Source organism: Streptomyces sp. NPDC016640 (assembly GCF_043076215.1).
In the GTDB taxonomy this organism is placed as follows: domain Bacteria; phylum Actinomycetota; class Actinomycetes; order Streptomycetales; family Streptomycetaceae; genus Streptomyces.
In genome coordinates this window covers 204,747-227,764 of sequence record NZ_JBIBRG010000001.1, presented here as the reverse complement: position 1 = coordinate 227,764, position 23,018 = coordinate 204,747, and the positions used below count along the sequence as shown (strand labels likewise).

Sequence of the window (23,018 nt, the reverse complement as noted above, 5' to 3'; positions counted from 1 at the left end):
CTCGTGACCATGAGCCAGCCCGTTGACAGTGCCGTCAGCGCCGTCCGTACGTACATCGAGCAGCACCGCGCCGCCTTCCTCGACGACCTCGCCGAGTGGCTGCGCATCCCGTCCGTGTCGGCCCGGCCCGACCGCGCGCCCGACGTACGCCGCAGCGCCGACTGGCTCGCCGCCAAGCTCGAGGAGACCGGGTTCCCGACCGCGGAGGTCTGGCAGACCCCGGGGGCGCCGGCGGTCTACGCCGAGTGGCCCTCCGCCGACCCCGGGGCGCCCACCGTGCTGGTCTACGGCCACCACGACGTGCAGCCCGCCGCCCGCGAGGACGGCTGGGACAGCGAACCCTTCGAGCCCGTCGTCCGCGACGACCGCCTCTACGCCCGGGGCGCCGCCGACGACAAGGGCCAGGTGTTCTTCCACACCCTGGGGATCCGCGCCCACCTCGCCGGCACCGGCCGCACCACCCCGGCCGTCCACCTGAAACTGCTGGTCGAGGGCGAGGAGGAATCCGGATCGCCGCACTTCCGGGCGCTCCTGGAACAGCACGCGGAACGGCTCACCGCCGACGCCGTGATCGTCTCCGACACCGGCATGTGGTCCGAGGACACCCCCACGGTCTGCACCGGGATGCGCGGCCTCGCCGAGTGCGAGATCCGGCTGTACGGCCCCGACCAGGACATCCACTCGGGTTCCTTCGGCGGCGCGGTCCCCAACCCGGCCACCGCCGCCGCCCGCCTGGTGGCCGCCCTCCACGACGAGCACGCACGCGTGGCGATCCCCGGTTTCTACGACGGTGTCGTCGAGCTCACCGACCGCGAACGCGAACTCTTCGCCGAGCTGCCCTTCGACGAACGGCAGTGGCTGCGCACCGCCAAGTCCCACGGCACCCGAGGCGAGGCCGGATACAGCACACTGGAGCGCGTCTGGGCCCGTCCCACCGCCGAGGTCAACGGCATCGGCGGCGGCTACCAGGGCCCCGGCAGCAAGACGATCATTCCGTCCTCCGCCATGGTGAAGCTGTCCTTCCGGCTGGTCGCCGGCCAGGACCCGGAGCACGTGGCGAGGGCCGTCCGCGCCTGGGTGCCCGCGCAGGTACCCGCCGGCATCCGCCACGAGATCGCCTTCAGCCCCGCCACCCGGCCCTGCCTCACACCGCTGGACCACCCGGCCCTGCAGTCCGTGGTCCGCGCGATGGGCCGCGCCTTCGGCGCACCCGTCCGCTTCACCCGCGAAGGCGGTTCGGGACCGGCCGCCGACCTCCAGGACGTCCTGGGCGCACCGGTGCTCTTCCTCGGCATCTCCGTCCCGTCCGACGGCTGGCACGCCCCCAACGAGAAGGTCGAGCTGGACCTGCTCCTCAAGGGCGCCGAAACCAGCGCGTACCTGTGGGGCGACCTCGCCGAGCACTGGCGGCACGCATCCTGACCGCCCGCGCCGTCCGAACCCGATGTCCGCGCGGGGCACACTGGAAGGGCCCGCCACCGCGCCCGCCGGACCCGGTCCCCTCCCGCCGCACGTCCCGCCGAACCACCCGCCGACCCAATCCGTTCCACCGGGGGAGTTGGAAGCACCCGTGACCACCTGGACCGACCACACCGCCGACCGCCCCATCTCGCTCACCGCCCCGAGCGGCATCGACCGCGCCGCCCACCACCGGCTCGACGAGGCATGGCTCGCGGCGGCGTGGAGCCACCCCTCGACCCGCTGCTTCGTGGTCTCCGGCGGCCAGGTCCTCATCGACGAGACGGCGGACGGGCGCACCGAGATCGTCATGACCCCGTCCTTCGAGGCACCGCTCACCGAGGCACACCGCTACTTCCTCGGGAACGACGAGGACGGCGTCAGCTACTTCGCCCTGCAGAAGGACTCCCTCCCCGGCCGCATGGACGCCTCCGCCCGTCCGGCGGGCCTGCGCGAGGCGGGGCTGCTCCTGTCACCGCGCGAGGCCGGACTGATGGTGCACGCGGTCGCCCTGGAGAACTGGCAGCGGCTGCACCGCTTCTGCTCCCGCTGCGGCGAGCGCACCGTCATCGCCGCCGCCGGTCACATCCGCCGCTGCCCCGCCTGCGGCGCCGAGCACTACCCGCGCACCGACCCCGCGGTGATCATGGCCGTCATCGACGACCACGACCGCATCCTGCTCGGCCGCCAGGTCCACTGGCCCGAGGGCCGTTTCTCCACGCTCGCCGGATTCGTCGAGCCCGGCGAGTCCATCGAGCAGTCGGTGCGCCGCGAGGTCCACGAGGAGGCGGGCGTCAGCGTCGGCGAGGTCGAGTACGTCGCCAGCCAGCCCTGGCCCTTCCCGTCCAGCCTCATGCTCGGCTTCACGGCCCGTGCCACCTCGACCGACATCAACGTCGACGGCGACGAGATCCACGAGGCCCGCTGGTTCTCGCGCGACGAGCTCGGCGCCGCCTTCGCTTCCGGCGAGGTGCTGCCGCCGTACGGCATCTCGATCGCGGCCCGCCTGATCGAGCGCTGGTACGGCAAGGATCTGCCGACCCGCAGCGCCTTCTGAGCCCGGACACGAGGAAGCGGGGTGGCCGTCCCGTGAGGGAGTGCCACCCCGCTCCGTGCGAACCGCTCAGGCGCCGATCTTCTGCTTCACCTGTGCCAGCGACGGGTTGGTGAGCGTCGAACCGTCCGGGAAGAGGACGGTGGGTACCGTCTGGTTGCCGCCGTTCGCCTTCTCCACGAACGCGGCCGACTCCGGGTCCTGCTCGATGTTGACCTCGGTGTACGCGATGCCCTCACGGTCCATCTGGCTCTTCAGCCGACGGCAGTAGCCGCACCATGTGGTGCTGTACATCGTCACAGTGCCCGGCATGTCTCTCGTGCTCCTTCGGCGGCTCGGGAAAGTCCTCGCTGTACGGGGAACGTACTTGAAAGCGCATGCATTCCCGCCGCCGGGGAGCCGCCGGCGGTCCCGGCGTGACGCTCGCCGCATCGGTACGACCGCGAGGCCCTCCCTGTGGACAACCGGCTCACCCGTCTCGGGCGACCTGGCAGCATGGCGGTGTGACAGCAGCAACGCACTCCACCCTCTTCCCGCAGGTACCGGACTCGGCCGACGCGGTGCTCGAAGGGCTCGACCCCGAGCAGCGCGCGGTGGCCACCGCCCTGCACGGTCCGGTGTGCGTGCTGGCGGGCGCGGGCACCGGCAAGACCCGGGCGATCACCCACCGGATCGCCTACGGGGTGCGCGCCGGGATCCTCCAGCCGTCCAGTGTGCTCGCCGTCACCTTCACCAACCGTGCCGCCGGGGAGATGCGCGGCCGGCTGCGCCAGCTCGGCGCCGTCGGTGTCCAGGCCCGGACGTTCCACTCCGCGGCGCTGCGCCAGCTCCAGTACTTCTGGCCGAAGGCGATCGGCGGCTCCCTTCCCCGGCTCGTCGACCGCAAGATCCAGTTGGTCGCCGACGCGGCCGTCGCCTGCCGCATCCGCCTCGACCGCGGCGAGCTGCGGGACGTCACCGCCGAGATCGAGTGGTCCAAGGTCACCCAGACGGTTCCGGCGGACTACGCGGCCGCCGCCGCCCGGGCCGGCCGGGAGATGCCCCGTGACCCCGCCGAGGTCGCCCAGCTCTACTCCGCCTACGAGGACCTCAAGCGCGAGCGCGCCGTCATCGACTTCGAGGACGTGCTGCTGCTGACCGTCGCCGTCCTGCAGGACCGGCACGACATCGCCGAGCAGGTCCGCGCCCAGTACCAGCACTTCGTCGTCGACGAGTACCAGGACGTCAGCCCGCTGCAGCAGCGCCTGCTGGAGCTGTGGCTCGGTGACCGGGAGAACCTGTGCGTGGTTGGCGACGCCAGCCAGACGATCTACTCGTTCACGGGCGCAACCCCCGACCATCTGCTGGACTTCCGCATCCGCCATCCCGGAGCGACCGTCGTCAAGCTGGTCCGCGACTACCGTTCGACCCCCCAGGTCGTCCGTCTGGCGAACGCCCTGCTCGCCCAGGCCCGTGGCCGCGCCGCCGATCACCGGCTGGAACTGGTCTCCCAGCGCACCGCGGGACCCGAACCGGTCTTCACCGAGTACACCGACGAGCCCGCCGAGGCCGAGGGCACCGCGCGCCGCATCCGTGAACTGATCGACGCGGGGGTCCCGGCGAGCGAGGTCGCGGTCCTCTTCCGTACGAACGCGCAGTCCGAGACCTATGAGCAGGCCCTCGCCGATGCCGGGGTGCCCTATCAGCTGCGCGGCGCCGAGCGGTTCTTCGACCGGCCCGAGGTGCGCAAGGCGGGCATCGCCCTGCGCGGCGCGGCCCGCTTCGGCGGCAACGACGCGCTCCTCGACGACGCTCCCGACCTGCCTTCCCAGGTGCGCGCCGTCCTCTCGGGCGAGGGCTGGACACCGGAGCCGCCGGCCGGCTCGGGCGCGGTCCGGGAACGCTGGGAGTCACTGGCCGCGCTGGTGCATCTCGCCCAGGACTTCGCCGCCGCCAGAGCCGGTGCCACGCTCGCCGACCTCGTCGCCGAACTCGACGAACGGGCCGGCGCCCAGCACGCCCCGACCGTGCAGGGTGTCACGCTCGCCTCGCTGCACTCGGCCAAGGGGCTGGAGTGGGACGTCGTCTTCCTGGTCGGCGTCGCCGAGGGCATGATGCCGATCACCTACGCAAAGACGGACGAGCAGGTCGAGGAGGAGCGACGCCTCCTCTACGTCGGCGTCACCCGGGCCCGCGAGCGCCTGCACCTGTCGTGGGCGCTGTCCCGCTCGCCCGGCGGACGGCCCAGCCGCCGCCCCAGCCGCTTCCTCGGCGGACTGCGCCTGGGTTCGCACGCCGCCGCGGGCGGTGGCGGTGCGGCCGGCGCGGGCGGCGTGGAGCGCGGTTCCTTCACCGCGGCGCCCGCCCCGGCCGCGCCGAGCCCGAGACGCGGACAGCGCAGCCCCGCGCGCTGCCGGGTCTGCGGCCGGACGCTGACGGAGGCGGGCGAGATGAAGCTGATGCGCTGCGAGGACTGCCCCTCCGACATGGACGAGGGCCTGTACGAGCGGCTCCGTGAGTGGCGGGCCGGCCAGGCGCTGCGCAGCGGGCAGCCGGCCTTCTGTGTGTTCACGGACAAGACGCTGATCGCCATCGCCGAGACGGCGCCCGACGACGAGCACGCCCTCGCCCGCATCCCCGGGGTCGGGATGCGCAAGCTGGGCCGTTACGGGGCCGAGGTTCTGGCCATCTGCGCAGGCCGTGACGTCGGCGGGGACCAAGGTCACGGCTGATGCGAACTCGTCGAAAAAATAGTTTGCGCATGCCCCGGCGATCCCCATAGGTTCTTAGGCACGGGGAACAGCGGCCTTCTCGGAGGCACTGATTCCGTGTTGTACTTGCATATCCGCGGACTGGCTCACCCCAGTCCCCCGAGACGCCGAGAGGAGGCGAGTCCAGTGATCAGCATCAACAACAGCTCCGTCGTCAAAACGACCGATCGCTCGGCCGTCTCCTTGTGCATTCTCGGCGCCTCCGACCAGGGCACCGGTCTGTCCGGCATCCGTGCCGCGCGTCTGGTGTCCTCCCTCGCTCCCGCGGCTCCTGCCGTCCGTGAGCGCGATGAGCGACCGATCAAGGTACTGGAAGCGGTAGCGGCACAGGCCCAGGCCTATGCCTTTGCGGCGGCCGGTGCCGGATTCCGGAAGCAGACGACGCAGCACCACCTGATGTGGGCCTTCCGTGGGCCAGAACCCTGGAGTGATCCAGCCTGATTCGATCAGGCCGGCGCCTTCAGGGCCGCGGAACCCCATCCGGGATCCGCGGCCCTTCTGTTTTCCCCGAACGGGGAGACACGGCGAAGCGCCTCGGGACAAGAAAAGAACCCGGTACCCAGCCGCCCCGGCCGACCGGCCGGAAACGACCAGACGAGGAAGACGAACCGTGCAACTCGAAGCGCACGCCCCGTCCGTACCGCCTTCCGACACGATCCCCAAGCCCGGCTCCACGGAGGACCCGACCTTGACTCCGCTCACCGCGCTCACCGCGCTCGACGACGCCATCGAGAACCTCGGCGTACCCGTCCCGTGCCGCTCCTACGACCCGGAGGTCTTCTTCGCCGAGTCGCCCGCGGACGTCGAGTACGCCAAGTCCCTCTGCCGCACCTGCCCGCTGGTCGAGGCCTGCCTCGCCGGTGCCAAGGAGCGGCGTGAGCCCTGGGGCGTCTGGGGTGGCGAGCTGTTCGTCCAGGGCGTTGTCGTCGCCCGGAAGCGGCCGCGTGGCCGCCCGCGCAAGAACCCGGTCTCGGCATGAACGTCCCAGGAACGATCGACCGTCCCCTCACGCACGACCCCCAGAAGCAGGCCCCGATGATGCCGTCCACTCACGAACCCGCAGGCTCCGCGACCGAAGACTTCACCACCAGTGGTGCGAACGACTCGCGCCAGAACAGGACCCGAGAGATGCAACTCATCCCAGAAGCCCTCGCCCGTGCGCGAATGCACGAGCGACTGCAGGAGGCGCAGCTGGAGCGCCGGGCCGTACGCCTGGTGACCGCTCGCCGGATGCAGCGCCGGGCCGAGCGCGCTTCCCGGCGCGCCCGCCGCGCGCTCGCCATGGCGGTCATGCAGTAACCGATCCGATCCCGAGCGATGGCCTCCCCGGCCGGAGGCCCAGCTTTTCCCGGGGGCCGGTCCGTGTGAACGGAGCGGCCCCCGGGGCGCGTCGTACGGGGCGGGCCACCGGCAACGGCGGTCATGGCCGCCGGGTGCCGAGTCGTCCCGGTGGCGGTGGGGACGGCGGCTCCGGAGCGGAGTCCGAGCCGCTGGTGTGCGCCCGCTGCGGCACCCGGGCCGGGGGCCGGCGGCCGACCCGCACCTTCTCCGCGGAGAACGGCGCCCGTCGGCGTTCCCGCGAGAGGCGTTCCCGCGGTAACCCGCGGGCGGTCGAGGGCGGGCCGGCCACGCAGTGGTGGCAGGGGTGGCCGGCGCCGACGATGCGCCCGCCGCCCGCCGTGTCCGTCATCCCTGGGCGGCCGATTCCTCCGTCGTCGGCTCCTCCGGCACGAACGCCGGCAGCCACTCCTCCAGTTCCTCCCGCAGCCGCACCGTCGCGTTGAGCTGGCAGAGCACACCGATCGTGCTCAGGGTCACCCGGTGGATCAGAAGGTAGGCCGGGGGAAGGTTGAGCCGCTTGGCCAGCTGTGAGGCGGGGGAGCGGGGGTCGGCGATCCGGGCAGCCTGGCTCCGTATCCACCCGCGGGTGAAGGTGAACTCGTCGACCCGGGCCGGTTCGATGATCGGCAGGAGGTAGTCGAGGACGGCCTCGGGATCCAGCTCCATCGACTCCTTGACGAAGCCCTCCGCGCACAGCTTCTCGTAGACGGCCTCCGCCTCGCCGTCCAGCGTCATCCGCAGGGCCTCGCCGATCGGCTCGGGAAGACCGCCGGGGAGCCGGTCGACGGTGCCGAAGTCCAGTACGCCGAGGCGCCAGTCGTCCTCGCCGTCCGGGCCACCCGGCAGCAGGCGGAAGTTGCCCGGATGCGGGTCGGCGTGCAGCAGGCCGGTGCGGGCCGGGCCGGAGAACAGGAAGCGGGCCAGGAGCTGACCGGCCCGGTCGCGCTGTTCCCCGGTGCCCTCCGAGATGATCTCCGACAGGGGTATGCCGTCGATCCACTCGGTGATCAGCACCTGATCGGTCTGGTGGACCACGTGCGGCACGACGACGTCGGGGTCGCCCGCGAACTCGTCGGCGTGGGCCTGCTGGGCCTGGGCCTCCAGGCCGTAGTCGAGTTCTTCCGAGACCCGGTCCCTCAGTTCCGTGATCAGCGGCTTGACGTCCATCCCGGGGATGAGCGGACCCAGCAGACGGGCGAAGCGGCTCAGCTGGGTCAGGTCGGACAGCAGCGCGTCCCCGGCGCCCGGGTACTGCACCTTGACCGCCACCTCACGGCCGTCGTGCCACACCGCCCGGTGCACCTGGCCGATCGAGGCCGCCGCGGAGGGTTTGTCCTCGAACTCCAGGAACAGCTCGCTCCACCCTTCGCCCAGCCGTTCCTCCAGCACCGCGTGGACGGTACGGGTCGGCATGGGCGGGGCCGCGTCCTGCAGCTTGGTCAGCGCCGCACGGTAGGGTCCGGCGACCTCCTCCGGCAGGGCCGACTCGAAGACCGACAGGGCCTGGCCGAACTTCATCGCGCCGCCCTTGAGCTCGCCGAGCACCTTGAAGAGCTGCTCGGCGGTGCGCTGCTGGAGTTCGCGGCCGACGATCTCCGCGGACTCGCCCACGATCCGCTTGCCGAGCCCCCAGGTCGCCCGCCCGGCGAAGCCGAGCGGGAGCGCGGCCAGCTTGGCGGTCCGGGTGACCGCCTTCCGGGGAAGATCAGACATGCGCCCTCCAAGTCCCTGCCGGCCGCTCCGCGTCCGCCTGACGGCGCCACGGCTCCGTCGGCCCGTGCACGGCCATTGTCTCGTGCGGGACCCCCTCCTCGGAGGTGTGTTCTCCCTTACCTTTCTTCTCACCTTCCTCCGGACCGCCCGCCCCCGCTCCGCACGGGCAGGCGGGATGGGGCGGGACCGGCCGCGCGTGCCAGTGCAGGCCGGGAACGGAGGCCTCCCACCGCGCTCCGGCGCTGGACGGAACCCGGCCGTCCAGAAAGGCCAGCGCGTGGGCCGCCGCCAGTCCGGCCACCGTCGTCGCCAGCGTCAGGTCGCAGGCGCCCACCCGGCGCTGCCGGCCGGAGCGCCACTGGGCGGCCAGGCGCGGCCAGGTCGGGTCCCGGTCGGTGCGGTCCTGCTGGAGACAGCCCGCACAGCCGGTCTCGCCGGGCAGGACGAGCGGGCCGACCACACCGGTTCCCTCCACGACACCGGCGTAGAGATGGGGTGTGCCCGAAGCCAGCAGGGGTTCGGCGGCCGACGGGTCGGGCGCGTGCACGGCGACATCGTCCCGCGGGGCGAGGATCACGAGACAGAAGCCGGCATCGCCCTCGTCGAGGGGGGACCGGGCCGTCCGGCGCGGCGGCCGGTCCGGCGCCGCCCGGCGTACGGTGCGGCGGGCGGCCTCGTCCCTGCGGTCGCCGACGGCCTCGACGGGCAGTCCGCCCGGCGCGACGTCCCACGGCTCCACCCGCCCGACATCGCGCACATCGACGTCGCCCACGCCGGCACCCGACAGCAGTGCCGCGAGTGCCGCGCCCACCCGGCCCGCGCCTCTCACCTGCACCCGCGTGCTGCGACGGGCCGCCAGCCGGCGGAGCGGATCGCCCGGTTCGGAGGTGGTCAGGCTCAGCGAGGCCAGGTCCGGACGGAGCCGGTCGAGCACCTCGGTCTTCTGACGCAGCGTGCCGGCCGCCGGTCCGCCGCCCCGGGAGTCGTCCAGCAGCCCGGCCCGCGACAGCCGTCGTACGAGCCGGTCGACGTGGCCGTCGGGCAGTTGCATGCGCCGTCCCTCCTCCCGCAGGAGGTCGAGACCGCGGGTGCCGTCGAGCAGGTCGAGGAAGCTGCCCGTGGCCGTGTCCATCGGGCCCAGCGTCAGCGCGTGCGCCGGCGTCATCCCGAACTGCACGGTGTTGAGATCGCGCCATCCGCGCCGGAGCGCGGGCTTGACCATCGGATGCATGACAGGCCCCCGTATGTCCTGGATCGTCCCCTGAAGCGGCCGAGCCCGTTCGCGGTACGGCCGACGCATACCAGCATGCCGGGACGTGGCGGAGGCCGCCGAAAGTTGTCCACAGGTGAGAGAACTCATCGTACGAATCCGGCGGCCGGTGGGGGATCGCGACCGAACCCTGCCGGGAGCCAAGACTTCACCGTGTGCACCGGGTAACGTCGAGGCGTGCCCGCCGACCCACTGCACCGCGCCGGAACGCCACAGCGCAGCACGACGAGCCAGCCGCCGAACGGCTCACGGGCGAGCGCGATCGAGGTCCGCAGGAGCACCCGCCGACGCAGGACGGTCTCCGCGTACCGCGAGGGCGATCGCACCGTCGTGCTCATCCCCGCCCGGATGTCCGAGGCGGAGGAGCAGCGATGGGTGACCGTCATGCTCGACAAGCTGGCCGCCCAGGAGAGCCGGCGTGCGCTCGGGGACGCCGAGCTGGCCGAGCGTGCCCGGCTGCTGTCGGAGCAGTACTTCGGCGGACGGGCCAGGCCCGCCTCCGTGCGCTGGGTGACCAACCAGAACACGCGCTGGGGCTCGTGCACCCCGGCCGAGGCCAGCATCCGTCTGTCGCACCGGCTGCAGGGCATGCCCGAGTACGTCGTCGACTACGTCCTCTGCCACGAACTGGCGCACCTGCTGGTGCCCGGGCACGGACCCCGGTTCTGGCGGTTGCTCGAGGCGTATCCGAGGACCGAGCGGGCCCGTGGCTACCTCGAGGGGGTGGTCGCGGCCGAGCGGCTGCCGCATGTGGCGGACGTGCCCGGCGAGTGAGCGCCGCCCCAGGTGAGCGGGCCGTATGCGCCCGCACGCGTTGTGTACCGGGTCTGTACCGACATCATCCGGTGTCGGAGTTTGCCGTTAGCCTGGCGCGACGCACTCACATTCGGGATGGGGGACGGTCGTACGTATGGCCAGGGAATTCCAACGCGGCCACAAGGCCAGGATCAGTGACCTCACGGCGGGTACGGATCTGTACGTAGGTGTGCAGATCTCCGGTCCGGGGCTGACTTTCGACATCAGCTGCTTCGGCCTCGACGCCGAGGAACGGCTCTCGGACGACCGGTACTTCATCTTCTACAACCAGCCGAAGTCCCCCGAGGAGTCCATCCAGCTCCTCGGCGCCCAGGCGGGCGACTCGGAGTCCTTCCGCGTCACGCTGGACCGGATCCCGCAGCAGATCAGGAAGCTGTCCTTCACGGCGACGCTCGACGGCGCCGGGCAGATGTCGCAGATCGCTCCCGGATACATCCGCATCGTCGCGGGCGGCGAGGAAGTGGCCCGGTACCCGTTCAGCGGCTCGGAGTTCTCCACCGAGCGCGCCGTGATGCTGGGCGACTTCTACTTCAAGGACGTGTGGCGGTTCGCCGCCGTCGGACAGGGCTTCGACGGCGGACTCGACGCGCTGCTGAGGAACTTCGGCGGGGAGGTGGCCGAGGAGGAACCGGCCGCTCCGCAGCAGCCGCAGGCCGGCGCGGCCGCGCCCGGCTTCGCGCCGCCCGCCCAGGCCTCCGCGCCGCCCGCGTTCGGCGCACCCGCCGGCGGTCCCGCACCCGCCGGCGGTCCCGCACCGGCCCCCGCTCCCGCACCGACCCCCACCCCCCAGCCCGCCGTCCAGGGCTTCGCGCCGCCGCCGGGCGCGACCCCGCCCCCGGCCCCCGCACCCCCGGCTCCGCCGGTGCACACCGCGCCGACCATCGTCGCGCCCCTGCACACCCCGCCCGGCGGCTCCCCGGTGCCGCCCCCGGCGCCGGCGCCCGCCCCCTACGGCCAGCCGGGCCACCAGCCACCGTACGGCCAGACCGCCCCGCCGTCCCCGGGCTACGGCCAGCCCCAGGCACCCGCCCCGCCGCCCGGCTACGGCCAGCCGACGCCCCCTCCGGGCTACGGACAGCAGCCCCCGCCGGGCCCACTGCCGCACCAGCACGCCCCTTACGGCGTTCCCCAGGGCGTTGCCCAGGGAGCCCCCCAGGGCGCACCGCAGACCCCCGGTGTCCTCGGCGCGCTCCAGCAGTTCCGGGAGACGCCCACCGGGCAGCGCTGGACCCAGCAGAACAAGAAGCTCGTCCGCGCCGACCTCGGCATCGGCGGCCAGCCGGTGCTGGCCCGTCAGGGCAGCATGGTGCTCTACCAGGGCAAGGTCGACTTCAGCTACAAGGGCGCCGGGTTCTCCGGCCGGATCGTGGGCAACGCCACCGGCCAGGAGATGCAGCTGATGCGCTGTACCGGCCAGGGCCAGGTGTTCTTCGCGGAGAACTCCACGATGCTCCACCCGATCGAGCTCCAGGGCGACGCCGTGTGCGTCTCCGCCGAGAACGTCCTCGCCTTCGACGAGGGCCTCCAGTACGAGGTCCGCCGGATCGAGGGGCACGGCATCCCCGGCGGGGCGCTGTTCACGATGCAGTTCCAGGGCACCGGCACCATCGTCGTGAAGACCCACGGCGTGCCCGTGGTGCTGCCGGTCACGCCCACCACCTTCGCCGACTGCAACGCCGTGGTCGCCTGGTCGGCCGCCTCCCAGGTGGTCGTCTCCAGCCAGGTGCGGATGCGCCGCAACTCCTACCCCGGTGACACGGGGGAGAGCGTCAACCTCCAGTTCCGGGGCGCACCCGGCAACTTCATCGTCGTCCAGCCGTACGAGATCTAGAGGGAGCCCGTCATGAACCAGCCACTCGCGGGCTACGCCCCTACCCCCGTCACCGCCCGCATGGAGAACCACGGCAACCACATGCTGAAGGTCGCCATGCAGACCGGCAGCGACCTCCTCGCGCGCGTGGGCTCGATGGTCGCCTACGAGGGGTTCGTCCAGTACGAGCCCAACCCGCCCGCCGTCCGCCAGATCGCCAAGGACTGGCTCACCGGCGAGGGCGCGCCCCTGATGAAGTGCTCCGGCGACGGCCTGCTCTACCTGGCCGATTACGGCGCCAACGTCGTGGTGATCAATCTCAACGGCGACGGCATCTCCGTCAACGCCACCAACCTGCTCGCCTTCGACGCCCATCTGACGTGGGGCGTGGAGCGGGTCAAGGGCCTGGCGAAGTTCGCCGGACAGGGCCTGTGGAACACCAGGATCTCCGGTCAGGGATGGGTCGCGCTGACCTCGCGCGGCAAGCCGATCGTCGTCGACTGCGGTGGCGGCGACGACGAGACGTACGTCGACCCGGACGCCCTGGTCGCCTGGTCCCCGAACCTCAAGGTGAAGGGCAAGCGCAGTTTCCGGGCCCAGTCGCTGATCGGCCGCGGCAGCGGTGAGGCCTACCAGATGGCCTTCTCCGGTCAGGGCATCGTCGTCGTCCAGCCCAGTGAGGACAGCACCGACCGTCTCCGGGTCCGGGGCTGAGGGGGAGCAACCACACCATGCAGAGCCCGCTTTTCGCCCACCACGACCAGCAGACCCAGGAGCGCTGGAGCCTGCAGAACCAGCAGATGCTCCGCGTCGCCCTGGAGGGCCACGACGACATCCTCGCCCGCAAGGGCACGATGGTCGCCTACCAGGGTCTCGTCGAGTTCGACGCCGAGTACCAGAGCAACGACCAGTCACGCGCGCGTGCGCACACCGGTGAGGGACTCGACCTGATGCGCTGCCACGGGCAGGGCACGGTCTACCTCGCCAACCTCGCCCAGCGCGTCCACGTCATGGAGGTGGAGCAGGACGGGCTGACGGTCGACAGCAGCTACGTGCTCGCGATGGACTCCTCGCTGCACCACGAGGTCATCGCCGTCGACAGCCTGTACGGAATCTCCGGCTCCGGGAAGTACCAGCTCAACATCACCGGCCGGGGCAAGGTCGCCCTGATGACCTCCGGCATGCCGCTGCTGATGCAGGTGACGCCGGACAAGTACGTCAACTGCGACGCCGACGCGATCGTCGCCTGGTCCACGTCGCTGCGCGTACAGATGCAGGCGCAGACGCACTCCTCCGGGGTGTGGCGGCGCCGCGGCAGCACCGGTGAGGGCTGGGAGCTCGGCTTCATGGGCAACGGGTTCGCGCTCGTGCAGCCCAGCGAGCTGCTGCCGCCGCAGAACGCCCAGGTCGGCGGGGGCCTCACCGCGCAGTACGGCATGGGGCAGCAGGGTGCCCGGGGCCAGAACCAGGGCAACGCCTGGAGCTGACGGCGCGCGCCGGACCGAGGCAAGGGGCGATCGCGACGGCGGTCGCCCCTTGCGCGTACCTCAGACGCCCAGCCTCGCCCGGGTCGCCCCGACGAGACGGAGGACCGAGGCGTCGGCCACCTCCGCGACCTCGTCGTAGGAGAACCAGCGCAGGTCGAGAGACTCCTCGCTGATCGCGTGCGCGGCGTCCGGCGCGGCGAGGGCCGCGTACTGGACGTCGAAGTGCCAGTGGCAGGGCGGCGGGACCGGATGCCGGTCAAGGCGTACGGGTCCGCCTGCCAGCAGCGTCAGGCCGGCGATGCCGGACTCCTCCGTCGCCTCGCGCAGGGCCGCCGCCGCGAGCGAGACGTCACCGGGCTCGCAGTGGCCGCCCATCTGCAGCCACATGCGCAGCTTCCGGTGCAGGGTGAGCAGCACCCGGCCCCGCTCGGGATCGACCACCAGGGCGCTCGCCGTGACGTGGCCGGCGTGGCAGGCCTTCCACATGCCGTCCGGACGGGCCGCCAGATGGTCCAGGTAGGCCTGGCGCAGCCCGGGCTGGTCCTCGTACCCCTTGAGGACGAGGACCGCGTCGTCGTACAGGCTCACTCGGTGCCGTCGCCCCTGTTCCCGCCCTCGCCGCTCCCGCCCTCGTCCTTCTTCCGGAGGTCGGGCCTGTCGGCGGCCTCGCCGAGCATCTTGTCCAGCTCGGAGAAGTCGATCTGCTCGCGGTGCACGAACCCGTCCGGGTCGTCCAGGTCGGTGGCCGTCGGCAGCATGTCCGGGTGGGCCCACAGGGCGTCCCGGCCGTCGACCCCGCGTGCGTCGGTGAGCGAGGCCCACAGGCGCGAGGCGTCGCGCAGCCGGCGCGGGCGCAGTTCCAGACCGATCAGCGTGGCGAACGTCTGCTCCGCCGGACCGCCCGAGGCGCGCCGGCGGCGCAGCGTCTCGCGCAGCGCGTCGGCCGACGTCAGCCGCGGCTTGGCCGCCGCGTGCACCACCGCGTCCACCCAGCCCTCGACGAGCGCCAGAGCCGTCTCCAGACGGGCCAGGGCGGTCTTCTGCTCCGGCGTGTCCTCCGGCTGGAACATGCCCTGCTGGAGGGCCTCCTGCAACTGCTCGGGGTTCTGCGGGTCGAACTGGCCGACGACGTCCTCCAGCTTGCCGGTGTCGACCTTGATCCCGCGCGCGTAGCCGTCGACGGCGCCGAAGAGATGCGAGCGCAGCCACGGGACGTGCGCGAACAGACGCTGGTGGGCGGCCTCGCGCAGGGCGAGGTACAGCCGCACCTCCTCCTGCGGCACACCGAGGTCCTTGCCGAACGTCCGGATGTTCAGCGGCAGCAGCGCGGCCCTGCCGGACGGGCCGAGCGGGAGGCCGATGTCGGAGGAGCCGACGACCTCACCGGCGAGCACGCCGACGGCCTGGCCGATCTGGGTGCCGAACATGGCGCCGCCCATGGAGCGCATCATGCCGATCAGCGGGCCGGCCATGGCCTGCATCTCCTCCGGCAGGACGTCGCCCATCGCGTTCCCGACGCGCTCGGCGACCGGGTCGACCAGCTCCCGCCACGCCGGAAGGGTGGCCTCGACCCACTCCGCGCGGCTCCAGGCCACGGCGGAGTGGGCGCCGGACGGCAGCGAGGTCGCGTCGTCCAGCCACAGGTCGGCCAGGCGGACGGCGTCCTCCACGGCCTTGCGGTCGGCGGGGCCGACGCTCGCGTCCTTGGAACCCTCCGCGGTGCCCTGGGAGACGGTCTGCCGGGCGATCTGCTTGGCCATGTCCCAGTTCACCGGCCCGCCCTCGTAGGAGAGCATCTGGCCGAGCTGCTGGAACGCGGCGCCCAGGTCGTTGGGGTTCAGGGAACCGAACATCGCGGCGAACGGATTGTCCGCGCCAGGGCCGCCAAAACCTCCGGCTCCGGACGTGCCGAAGCCGAACGGGTTGGCCGGGCCCTGACCACCACCGCTCTGCGGGTCCTTCTTCTTGCCTTCGTCGCCGTCGTCCGGCTCCTCCGGCGGAAGGCCGAATCCGAATGGGGTGTCACTCACGGGTTTCCTCGGCTGGTAGGGCCACCGGTTCTTTCCGGCGGCACGGCTGCCCGACAACACCACCCAGCGTAGACACCTGAAGCGGTTCGGGCCTCGGTGCTTCGCCGACAGAGGGCCTGCGGCAGGATGGATGCCACCTGGTACGTACGCGTCGCTCGCGCTCGTACTGAAGACAACCTCTGGAGACGCCCGGTGAGTTCCCCAGATCCGCAGGTTCGCGCAGCGCGAAACCAGTCAACCAGCCCCGTGGCGCGCGGGCCCGTCGTCGCGGTCACCGGCGCCGCGTCCGGCGTCGGCGCGCTGCTCACCGAGCGGCTCGCCGCATCGGAGGAGATCAAGCAGGTCATCGCCATCGACGAGCGGCGCGGCGAGTGCGCCGAGGCCCGATGGCACATTCTCGATGTACGGGATCCGGCCATCGCGGACAAGCTGCGCGGGGCCGACGTGGTGGTCCACCTGGCCCTCGATCTCGATCTGGAGACCGATGCCGCCGCCCGAACGGCCTACAACGTGCGCGGAACGCAGACCGTGCTGACGGCCGCCGCGGCCGCCGGCGTGCACCGGGTCGTGCTGTGCACCTCGACGATGGTCTACGGGGCGCTGCCGGACAACGAGCTGCCGCTCTCCGAGGACGCGGAACTGCGGGCCACCGCGGAGGCCACGGGGGTCGGGGACCTCCTGGAGGTCGAGCGGCTCGCGCGCCGGGCGCCGCGGGCGCACCCCGGCCTCAACGTCACCGTGGTACGCCCCGCTGTGCTGGTGGGCGGCACCGACACGGCGCTGACCAGGTATTTCGAGTCGCCCCGACTGCTCGTGGTGGCGGGGTCGCGGCCCGCGTGGCAGTTCTGCCACGTCGAGGATCTGTGCGGCGCCCTGGAGTACGCCGTGCTGGAGAAGGTCGACGGCGAGCTGGCCGTCGGCTGTGACGGCTGGCTGGAGCAGGAGGAGGTCGAGGAGCTCAGCGGGATCCGCCGGATGGAGCTGCCGTCGGCGGTCGCGCTGGGCGCGGCGGCCCGGCTGCACCGGATCGGGCTCACCCCGTCCCCGGCCGGTGACCTGGCGTACACGATGTACCCCTGGGTGGTGAGCGGGAGCCGGCTGCACGACGCCGGATGGCGGCCCGCGTACACCAACGAGGAGGTGCTGGCGGAGTTGCTGGAGGAGGTCTCCGGCAGGCACACGGTCGCCGGCCGGCGGCTGGGGCGCAAGGACGCGACGGCCGCCGGTGCCGCGGGTGCGACGGTGGCCCTGCTGGGCGCGGCGGCGGTGGTACGGCGGGCCCGGAAGGCCCGGCGGCGGATCTGAGCGCGAAGGGAGCCGGGCGGACCGGCCCGGGCCGGGCCCGGCGGCAGGCTCCGGGCCGGCACGCGCGCGTGCGGGGCGAGCACACCGTTCCGCGTTGTCGTCGGGGTGGGGCACGATGGGGGCATGGCATCCACGCACGATCACCCCGGTGAGCAGGCCGCACAGAACCCGATCAAGCTGATCGCCATCCGCGGCACGGCGCTGTCCGTGGACGAGGTCCTCCAGGCCGTCGGTGACGACGCGGCGGGCGGGACGGCGCTGTTCGTGGGGACCGTGCGCAACCACGACGGAGGCGCCGACGTCGACGAGCTCGGCTATTCGTGCCACCCCAGCGCCGAGGCCGAGATGCGGAGGATCGCCGAGAAGGTCGCCGCCGAGTACCCCGTGCGGGCCCTGGCCGCCGTGCACCGGGTGGGGGACCTGGGAGTGGGGGACCTCGCCGTGGTCGTCGGCGTGTCGTGCCCGCACCGCGGCGAGGCCTTCGAGGCCTGCCGGAAGCTGATCGACGACCTCAAGCACGAGGTGCCCATCTGGAAGCACCAGAGGTTCTCCGACGGCGCCGAGGAATGGGTGGGCGCATAGCGCCGTCATTGGGGGTGGTGGCCGGGCGACGGGAGGGCGGGTGGGCGCATAGCGCCGTCGTTGGGGGTGGTGGCCGGGCGACGGGTGGGCGGGGGGCCGGTTCCGCTGAAGTCGGCTGCCGGGACTCCGGTTGCGTAACCGCACCCCCGGCGTGAGCGTTGTCACTGCGGATGGTTAATCTGCTGATCAGTCAGTTGCGGACGCTCATGGGGTTGGGAGGTCGGCATGGCGGCGCTTGCCTGGTTGCTGATTCCGCTCGTGGCCGCGATAGGTGCGGGACTGTGGGGCAGTTGGGCCAACCGCACCCGCAAGGTGCGCGGCGACGGGCCCGAACTCGTCGGGTACGCCCGTTTCCGCGAGGCCATGGAACGGCCACGGCCGGGCAGCTGAGGGCCGGAGAACAACGGGTTGTCGGAGCGTTCCCGGCGGGCGGGACCGCCCCCCGTCAGGGTGATCCCGGCGGGGCGGCCCTGACGGGGCGCCGACAGCCCCGTCCCGTACTGTCGAGTCATGCCACGCCGCACCGCGACGATGCTCGCCTCCACCCTGATGCTGATCGCGCTCCTGTGCGCGGGAGTGTTCATCCCCGTGCCCTACTCGGAGATGTCCCCGGGGCCGACGGTGAACACGCTGGGTGACCACGACGGCGAGCCGGTGCTGCAGATCGACGGACGCAGGACCTATCCCACGGACGGTCACCTCAACATGACCACGGTGCGGGTCACCAGCGCCGACTACCGGATGAACCTCGCCGAGGCCGTCTACGGGTGGCTCGCCCACGACAACAAGGTCGTGCCGCGCGAGACCCTCTACCCCGACGGCAAGACGGAGGAGGAGTCCACCCAGGAGAACGCCGAGGAGTTCAGCCAGTCCCAGGAGAGCGCCAAGGTCGCGGCCCTGAGGGAACTCGACGTCCCGGTGAAGTCCTGGGTGATCGTCTCCACGGTCGTCAAGGGATCGCCGTCCGAGGGCGCACTGCACGCGGGCGATGTGATCAAGGCCGTCGACGGCACGGCGGTGAAGGATCCGGCCGACGTCGCCGAGCTGGTGACCGAGCACGAGCCGGGCCAGGACGTCGTCTTCACGATCGTGCCCGCCAAGGAGCAGGCCGCCGCCGAGAAGGAGAACCGGACGGCGACGAAGACCGAGACGGTCACGATCACCACCACGACCTCCGACGACGGCGGCGAGAAGCGGGCCGTCGTCGGGATCTCCGCCGGGACCGACCACACCTTCCCGTTCACCATCGACATCAAGCTCGCCGACGTCGGCGGGCCGAGCGCGGGCCTGATGTTCGCCCTCGGCATCTACGACAAGCTCACCCCGGGCAGCCTGACCGGCGGCGCGTTCGTCGCCGGCACCGGCACGATCGACGACGACGGCAGGGTCGGACCGATCGGCGGGATCGAGATGAAGACGGTCGGCGCGCGCGACAAGGGCGCCCGGTACTTCCTCACGCCCGCCGACAACTGCGCGGCCGCCGCCGAGGACACCCCCGAGGGGCTCACCCTCGTCAAGGTGAACACCATCGACGACGCCCTGGGCGCCCTGAAGGACATCCGCTCCGGCGACACCGCCGGCCTGCCCACGTGCACGGCCTCCTGAGCGGGCCGGCTACTCCTCGAACGTCGCCGTCAACGCCTCCGCCAGTCCGGGTACCAGGTCGGAACCGGTGAGGACCTCCGTGGGGGAGTCCTTCTCGCGCAGCCGGAGCGCCGACTCGCGGGCGCCGTCGCGCAGCACCGCGACCGTCATGCGGACCTCCTGGCGCTCCGGGTGCCGCGCCACCCATTTCGTCAGCGCGGCCTCGTCCAGGTCCTTCGGCACCTGGGCCTCCGCGGAGGGCGGCAGCATCAGCCGCTCCACGCTCAGGGCGCAGCCGGCCACGGAGCCGGGCCAGGCGATGGTGCCCAGGAACTCGTCCAGCGGTTTGCCCGCCGGAACCTCGTCCTGCTCGATCGGGGTCAGGGCGGTGGTCTCCTGCTCGCCGCCCAGACCGAGCCGGTCCGCGAGCGAGGGCTGCTCGGCCCGCAGCCGGGCGGTGTCGACGAGGGCGAACAGACGGGCGGGCTGGTCCCAGCCGAGGCCGGAGACGTACTCGTCGATCTCGAGCACGGCCCGGGTGAGCGGGTTTGCCGCCATGGGTGTGTTGGACATGGTCACAATCCTCTCTCGTTGCCGACCCGAATCGGGAACCGAGTAAAGGGTGAGTAAGTTGCAATAGGTGTGGGCCCGCGATCACGGGTCCGCACCCGGTCCACGAAAAGCGCGGGCCTGACGAATCGACAGCGAACTTCGAGGTGCCTACCTTGGCTTTCCAGATGCCGGACCGCGGCGGAGGCCCGACGGGGCCACGGATCAGAGTGGGCCGCCCGTCCCGGCGGGTCCGGACCCTGCTCATGACACTGGGCGTCCTGGCCGTCCTCGGCATGGTGTTCACCATGTTCGCGGGCTTCTGGACGGACTGGCTGTGGTACCGCTCGGTCAACTACTCGTCGGTCTTCACGACGACCCTGTGGACCAAGATCGGGCTCTTCTTCGTCTTCGGCCTGCTGATGGCCCTGGCGGTCGGCTTCAACATCTGGCTGGCGCACCGGATGCGGCCACCGCTGAGCGCCATGTCGATGGAGCAGCAGAACCTCGACCGGTACCGGATGGGCATCGCCCCCTACAAGAAGTGGCTGCTGCTGGGCATCACCGCGCTGGTGGGCCTGATCGCCGGCGCATCGGCGTCCGGCCAGTGGCGCACCTGGCTGATGTGGCTCAACGGCGTGTCCTTCGGGCAGAAGGACCCGCAGTTCAAGCTCGACGTCTCCTTCTACGCCTTCGACCTGCCCTGGTACCGGTTCCTGCTCGGCTTCGGCTTCGCCGCCACGATCCTGGCGCTGATCGCCGCCGCGCTCACCCACTACCTGTACGGCGGGCTGCGCGTCACCAGCCCGGGCGCACGCGCCACGGCCGCGGCCACCGGGCACCTGTCGGTGCTCCTCGGCGTCTTCGTCGCCCTGAAGGCGGTCGCGTACTGGCTCGACCGGTACGGTCTCGCGGTGAAGTCCAGCGACTTCAAGGCCACCGACAGCTGGACCGGTCTGCGGTACGTCGACGCGAACGCCTATCTGCCGGCCAAGATGATCCTGTTCTGCATCGCCGTGATCTGCGCGCTGCTGTTTTTCGCCACCCTGTGGCGGCGCACCTGGCAGCTGCCCGTGATCGGCTTCGGTCTGATGGTGCTGTCGGCGATCCTCATCGGCGGCCTGTACCCGGCGATCGTGCAGAAGTTCCAGGTCCAGCCGAACGAGCAGGCCAAGGAAGCGCCGTACGTCGAGAAGAACCTCGCGGCGACGCGTGAGGCCTACGGCATCGACGACTCGCAGGTCAGTGAGTACCCGGGCACGAGCCGGACCGAGGACAAGACCCAGCTGCGCGACGACGTCGACTCGGCGGCGAGCATCCGCATCATGGACCCGAACGTCGTCTCGCCGACGTTCCAGCAGCTCCAGCAGATCAGGAACTACTATGCGTTCCCGACCAACCTGGACGTCGACCGGTACAGCAAGGACGGCACCGAGCAGGACACGGTCATCGGTCTGCGGGAGCTGAACTACAACGGGATCCCCAAGCGGAACTGGATCAACGACCACTTCCGCTACACCCATGGTTACGGTGTCGTCGCCGCCGAGGGCACCAGCGCCGACGCCGGAGGCCGCCCGGAGTTCACGGAGTCCGACCTGCCGTCCAAGGGCGACCTCGGGACGTACGAGCAGCGCGTCTACTACGGCGAGCGCACGACGACGTACTCGATCGTCGGCGGTCCGCAGAAGGAGATCGACTACTCCGACGACAGCGGCGAGAAGACGTACAGCTACCGGGGCGACAGCGGGGTCAACCTCGCCAACCCGGTCAACCGGGCCGCGTACGCGGTCGCGTTCGGCGAGCCGCAGATCCTCTACTCCGGTGCGATCGGCGAGGGCTCGCGGATCCTGTACAACCGCACGCCCAAGGAGCGGGTCGAGGCGATCGCGCCCTGGCTGACCATCGACGGCGACGCCTACCCGGCGGTCGTGGACGGCCGGATCCAGTGGATCGTCGACGCCTACACCACCACCAACGGCTATCCGTACGCGTCGCGGACGACCCTCGGTGACACGACGGCCGACTCGCTGACCGCGACCAACGACCAGCGCGCGGTGGTGGCCCAGCAGAACCAGGTCAACTACATCCGCAACTCGGTGAAGGCGACCGTCGACGCCTACAGCGGCGAGGTCAAGCTCTACCAGTGGGACACCCAGGACCCCGTCCTCAAGACGTGGATGAAGGCGTTTCCGGACACGGTGGAGCCGAGGGCCGAGATCTCCGGCGAGCTGATGGCCCACCTGCGCTACCCGCAGGACCTGTTCAAGGTGCAGCGCGAGCTGCTGACCCGCTACCACGTGAAGGACGCCACGACGTTCCTCAGCGGCAGCGAGGTGTGGCAGGTGCCGGACGACCCGACCAACAGGACGGGCGACGCGGTGCCGCCGTACTACCTGAGCATGAAGATGCCCGATCAGCAGGAGCAGACCTTCTCGCTCACCACGACGTTCACCCCGAACGGCCGTGACAACCTCAGTGCCTTCATGGCGGTGAACGCCGATCCCGGCACCGATGACTACGGCAAGATCAGAATCCTGAAACTGCCGACCAGCACCACGGTCTCCGGACCCAAGCAGGTGCAGAGCCAGTTCAACTCCCAGCAGGACATCGCCGAGACGATCCGGCTGCTGAGAGGCGGCGACTCCGAGGTCGAGTACGGCAACCTGCTGGCCGTCCCCCTGGACGGAGGACTGCTGTACGTGGAGCCGGTCTACGTGCGCGGTGGCGGACTGAAGTACCCGCTGCTGCGGAAGGTGCTGGTGACCTACGGCGGCCAGACCGCGTTCGAGGACACCCTCGAGCAGGCCTTGGACAAGCTCTTCGGAGGGGAGGGCACGACCACCGAGCCACCACCCGGCGAGGACGAGGGCGCGGGCGAGGAGGAAGGCGAGACGCCTCCGCCGACGTCCGACAACCCCACCGTCCAGGAGGCCCTGAACGATGCGCAGGACGCCTTCGAGGCCGGCCAGGAGGCCCTGAAGAACAACGACTGGGAGGCCTACGGCCAGGCGCAGAAGGACCTTGAGGAGGCGTTGCGCAGGGCTGAGGAGGCCCAGTCGGCCGAAGGGGGTGACGGCGCCGGCGGCGGGGACGGGAGTCCCGCTCCCGACGCGAGCCCGAGCAGTTAGCGAGCAGGCTGGTCAAAGACCCCTCCCGCGCCGTGCTACGGTTGCAACACAACGGCGCGGGGTGGAGCAGCTCGGTAGCTCGCTGGGCTCATAACCCAGAGGTCGCAGGTTCAAATCCTGTCCCCGCTACTGACGTCGCGC

21 protein-coding genes and 1 tRNA gene are annotated in these 23,018 nt (G+C 71.5%); 16 read left to right on the top strand and 6 right to left on the bottom strand.

Annotation, left to right across the window (positions count from 1 at the left end; all coding sequences use genetic code 11):
* The first annotated feature begins 9 nt into the window (after positions 1–9).
* Together ACF07S_RS01065 and nudC are read left to right on the top strand one after the other, a co-directional pair.
* Positions 10–1,422 carry a dipeptidase gene (locus tag ACF07S_RS01065; RefSeq protein WP_391973146.1) on the top strand — a complete coding sequence of 471 codons (1,413 nt, stop codon included), beginning with the start codon at positions 10–12 and terminating at the stop codon, positions 1,420–1,422.
* 148 nt (positions 1,423–1,570) lie between these two features.
* Positions 1,571–2,515, top strand: coding sequence for an NAD(+) diphosphatase (gene nudC, locus ACF07S_RS01060; RefSeq protein ID WP_391973145.1), 945 nt, complete (start codon positions 1,571–1,573; stop codon positions 2,513–2,515).
* Positions 2,516–2,581: 66 nt separating this feature from the next.
* Here nudC and ACF07S_RS01055 read toward each other — a convergent pair whose 3' ends face one another.
* Complete coding sequence (locus ACF07S_RS01055; RefSeq protein ID WP_030400692.1) at positions 2,582–2,824, bottom strand: mycoredoxin; 243 nt, start codon at positions 2,822–2,824, stop codon at positions 2,582–2,584.
* Positions 2,825–2,889: 65 nt separating this feature from the next.
* Here ACF07S_RS01055 and ACF07S_RS01050 point away from each other — a divergent pair, with 65 nt between their 5' ends.
* From ACF07S_RS01050 to ACF07S_RS01035, 4 genes are all read left to right on the top strand, one after another.
* Entirely contained in the window at positions 2,890–5,223 is a 2,334-nt protein-coding gene (locus tag ACF07S_RS01050; protein ID WP_391973144.1) for an ATP-dependent DNA helicase UvrD2, read from the top strand.
* A gap of 165 nt (positions 5,224–5,388) precedes the next feature.
* Positions 5,389–5,703 carry a hypothetical protein gene (locus ACF07S_RS01045; RefSeq protein WP_391961414.1) on the top strand — a complete coding sequence of 105 codons (315 nt, stop codon included), beginning with the start codon at positions 5,389–5,391 and terminating at the stop codon, positions 5,701–5,703.
* A gap of 169 nt (positions 5,704–5,872) precedes the next feature.
* Positions 5,873–6,241, top strand: coding sequence for a WhiB family transcriptional regulator (locus ACF07S_RS01040; RefSeq protein ID WP_006134966.1), 369 nt, complete (start codon positions 5,873–5,875; stop codon positions 6,239–6,241).
* Positions 6,238–6,561, top strand: coding sequence for a hypothetical protein (locus tag ACF07S_RS01035; protein ID WP_391961413.1), 324 nt, complete (start codon positions 6,238–6,240; stop codon positions 6,559–6,561). Before ACF07S_RS01040 ends, ACF07S_RS01035 begins: the two co-directional genes overlap by 4 nt.
* A 387-nt stretch (positions 6,562–6,948) precedes the next feature.
* Here ACF07S_RS01035 and ACF07S_RS01030 read toward each other — a convergent pair whose 3' ends face one another.
* Positions 6,949–8,316, bottom strand: a complete 1,368-nt coding sequence (locus ACF07S_RS01030) for an ABC1 kinase family protein (protein ID WP_391961412.1) — start codon at positions 8,314–8,316, stop codon at positions 6,949–6,951.
* A complete protein-coding gene (locus ACF07S_RS01025; RefSeq protein WP_391961411.1) occupies positions 8,309–9,547 on the bottom strand; it encodes a TOMM precursor leader peptide-binding protein in 1,239 nt (412 codons plus the stop codon). The genes ACF07S_RS01030 and ACF07S_RS01025 overlap by 8 nt, the downstream gene beginning before the upstream one ends.
* A gap of 216 nt (positions 9,548–9,763) precedes the next feature.
* Here ACF07S_RS01025 and ACF07S_RS01020 point away from each other — a divergent pair, with 216 nt between their 5' ends.
* From ACF07S_RS01020 to ACF07S_RS01005, 4 genes are all read left to right on the top strand, one after another.
* Positions 9,764–10,360 (top strand): M48 family metallopeptidase, encoded by a 597-nt coding sequence (locus ACF07S_RS01020; RefSeq protein WP_391961410.1) that lies wholly within the window; start codon positions 9,764–9,766, stop codon positions 10,358–10,360.
* Between the two features lie 136 nt (positions 10,361–10,496).
* A complete protein-coding gene (locus tag ACF07S_RS01015) occupies positions 10,497–12,233 on the top strand; it encodes a TerD family protein (protein WP_391973143.1) in 1,737 nt (578 codons plus the stop codon).
* A gap of 12 nt (positions 12,234–12,245) precedes the next feature.
* Positions 12,246–12,926 (top strand): AIM24 family protein, encoded by a 681-nt coding sequence (locus ACF07S_RS01010; protein ID WP_391961408.1) that lies wholly within the window; start codon positions 12,246–12,248, stop codon positions 12,924–12,926.
* Positions 12,927–12,943: 17 nt separating this feature from the next.
* Entirely contained in the window at positions 12,944–13,699 is a 756-nt protein-coding gene (locus ACF07S_RS01005) for an AIM24 family protein (protein ID WP_391961407.1), read from the top strand.
* 60 nt (positions 13,700–13,759) lie between these two features.
* Here the strand turns inward: ACF07S_RS01005 and ACF07S_RS01000 are convergent, their stop codons facing one another.
* Both ACF07S_RS01000 and ACF07S_RS00995 read right to left on the bottom strand, forming a co-directional pair.
* Complete coding sequence (locus ACF07S_RS01000) at positions 13,760–14,287, bottom strand: NUDIX hydrolase (protein WP_391961406.1); 528 nt, start codon at positions 14,285–14,287, stop codon at positions 13,760–13,762.
* On the bottom strand, positions 14,284–15,729 hold the full coding sequence (locus ACF07S_RS00995) for a zinc-dependent metalloprotease (protein WP_391973142.1): 1,446 nt from the start codon (positions 15,727–15,729) through the stop codon (positions 14,284–14,286). The genes ACF07S_RS01000 and ACF07S_RS00995 overlap by 4 nt, the downstream gene beginning before the upstream one ends.
* A gap of 192 nt (positions 15,730–15,921) precedes the next feature.
* Here ACF07S_RS00995 and ACF07S_RS00990 point away from each other — a divergent pair, with 192 nt between their 5' ends.
* The 4 genes from ACF07S_RS00990 to ACF07S_RS00975 all read left to right on the top strand — a co-directional run bounded on the left by ACF07S_RS00990 (position 15,922) and on the right by ACF07S_RS00975 (position 19,221).
* On the top strand, positions 15,922–17,034 hold the full coding sequence (locus tag ACF07S_RS00990) for an SDR family oxidoreductase (RefSeq protein WP_391961404.1): 1,113 nt from the start codon (positions 15,922–15,924) through the stop codon (positions 17,032–17,034).
* A 123-nt stretch (positions 17,035–17,157) separates the two neighbouring features.
* Positions 17,158–17,616 carry a molybdenum cofactor biosynthesis protein MoaE gene (locus ACF07S_RS00985; RefSeq protein ID WP_391961403.1) on the top strand — a complete coding sequence of 153 codons (459 nt, stop codon included), beginning with the start codon at positions 17,158–17,160 and terminating at the stop codon, positions 17,614–17,616.
* A 225-nt stretch (positions 17,617–17,841) separates the two neighbouring features.
* Positions 17,842–18,006, top strand: coding sequence for a hypothetical protein (locus tag ACF07S_RS00980; RefSeq protein ID WP_391961402.1), 165 nt, complete (start codon positions 17,842–17,844; stop codon positions 18,004–18,006).
* Between the two features lie 120 nt (positions 18,007–18,126).
* Complete coding sequence (locus ACF07S_RS00975; RefSeq protein ID WP_391973141.1) at positions 18,127–19,221, top strand: PDZ domain-containing protein; 1,095 nt, start codon at positions 18,127–18,129, stop codon at positions 19,219–19,221.
* A 9-nt stretch (positions 19,222–19,230) separates the two neighbouring features.
* Here the strand turns inward: ACF07S_RS00975 and ACF07S_RS00970 are convergent, their stop codons facing one another.
* Positions 19,231–19,773, bottom strand: coding sequence for a PPA1309 family protein (locus ACF07S_RS00970; RefSeq protein ID WP_391961400.1), 543 nt, complete (start codon positions 19,771–19,773; stop codon positions 19,231–19,233).
* 164 nt (positions 19,774–19,937) lie between these two features.
* On the opposite strand from ACF07S_RS00970, the gene ACF07S_RS00965 reads away from it, so the two are divergent.
* Together ACF07S_RS00965 and ACF07S_RS00960 are read left to right on the top strand one after the other, a co-directional pair.
* Complete coding sequence (locus ACF07S_RS00965) at positions 19,938–22,877, top strand: UPF0182 family protein (RefSeq protein WP_391973324.1); 2,940 nt, start codon at positions 19,938–19,940, stop codon at positions 22,875–22,877.
* 55 nt (positions 22,878–22,932) lie between these two features.
* A tRNA-Met gene (locus tag ACF07S_RS00960) sits at positions 22,933–23,006 on the top strand.
* Positions 23,007–23,018: the final 12 nt, after the last annotated feature.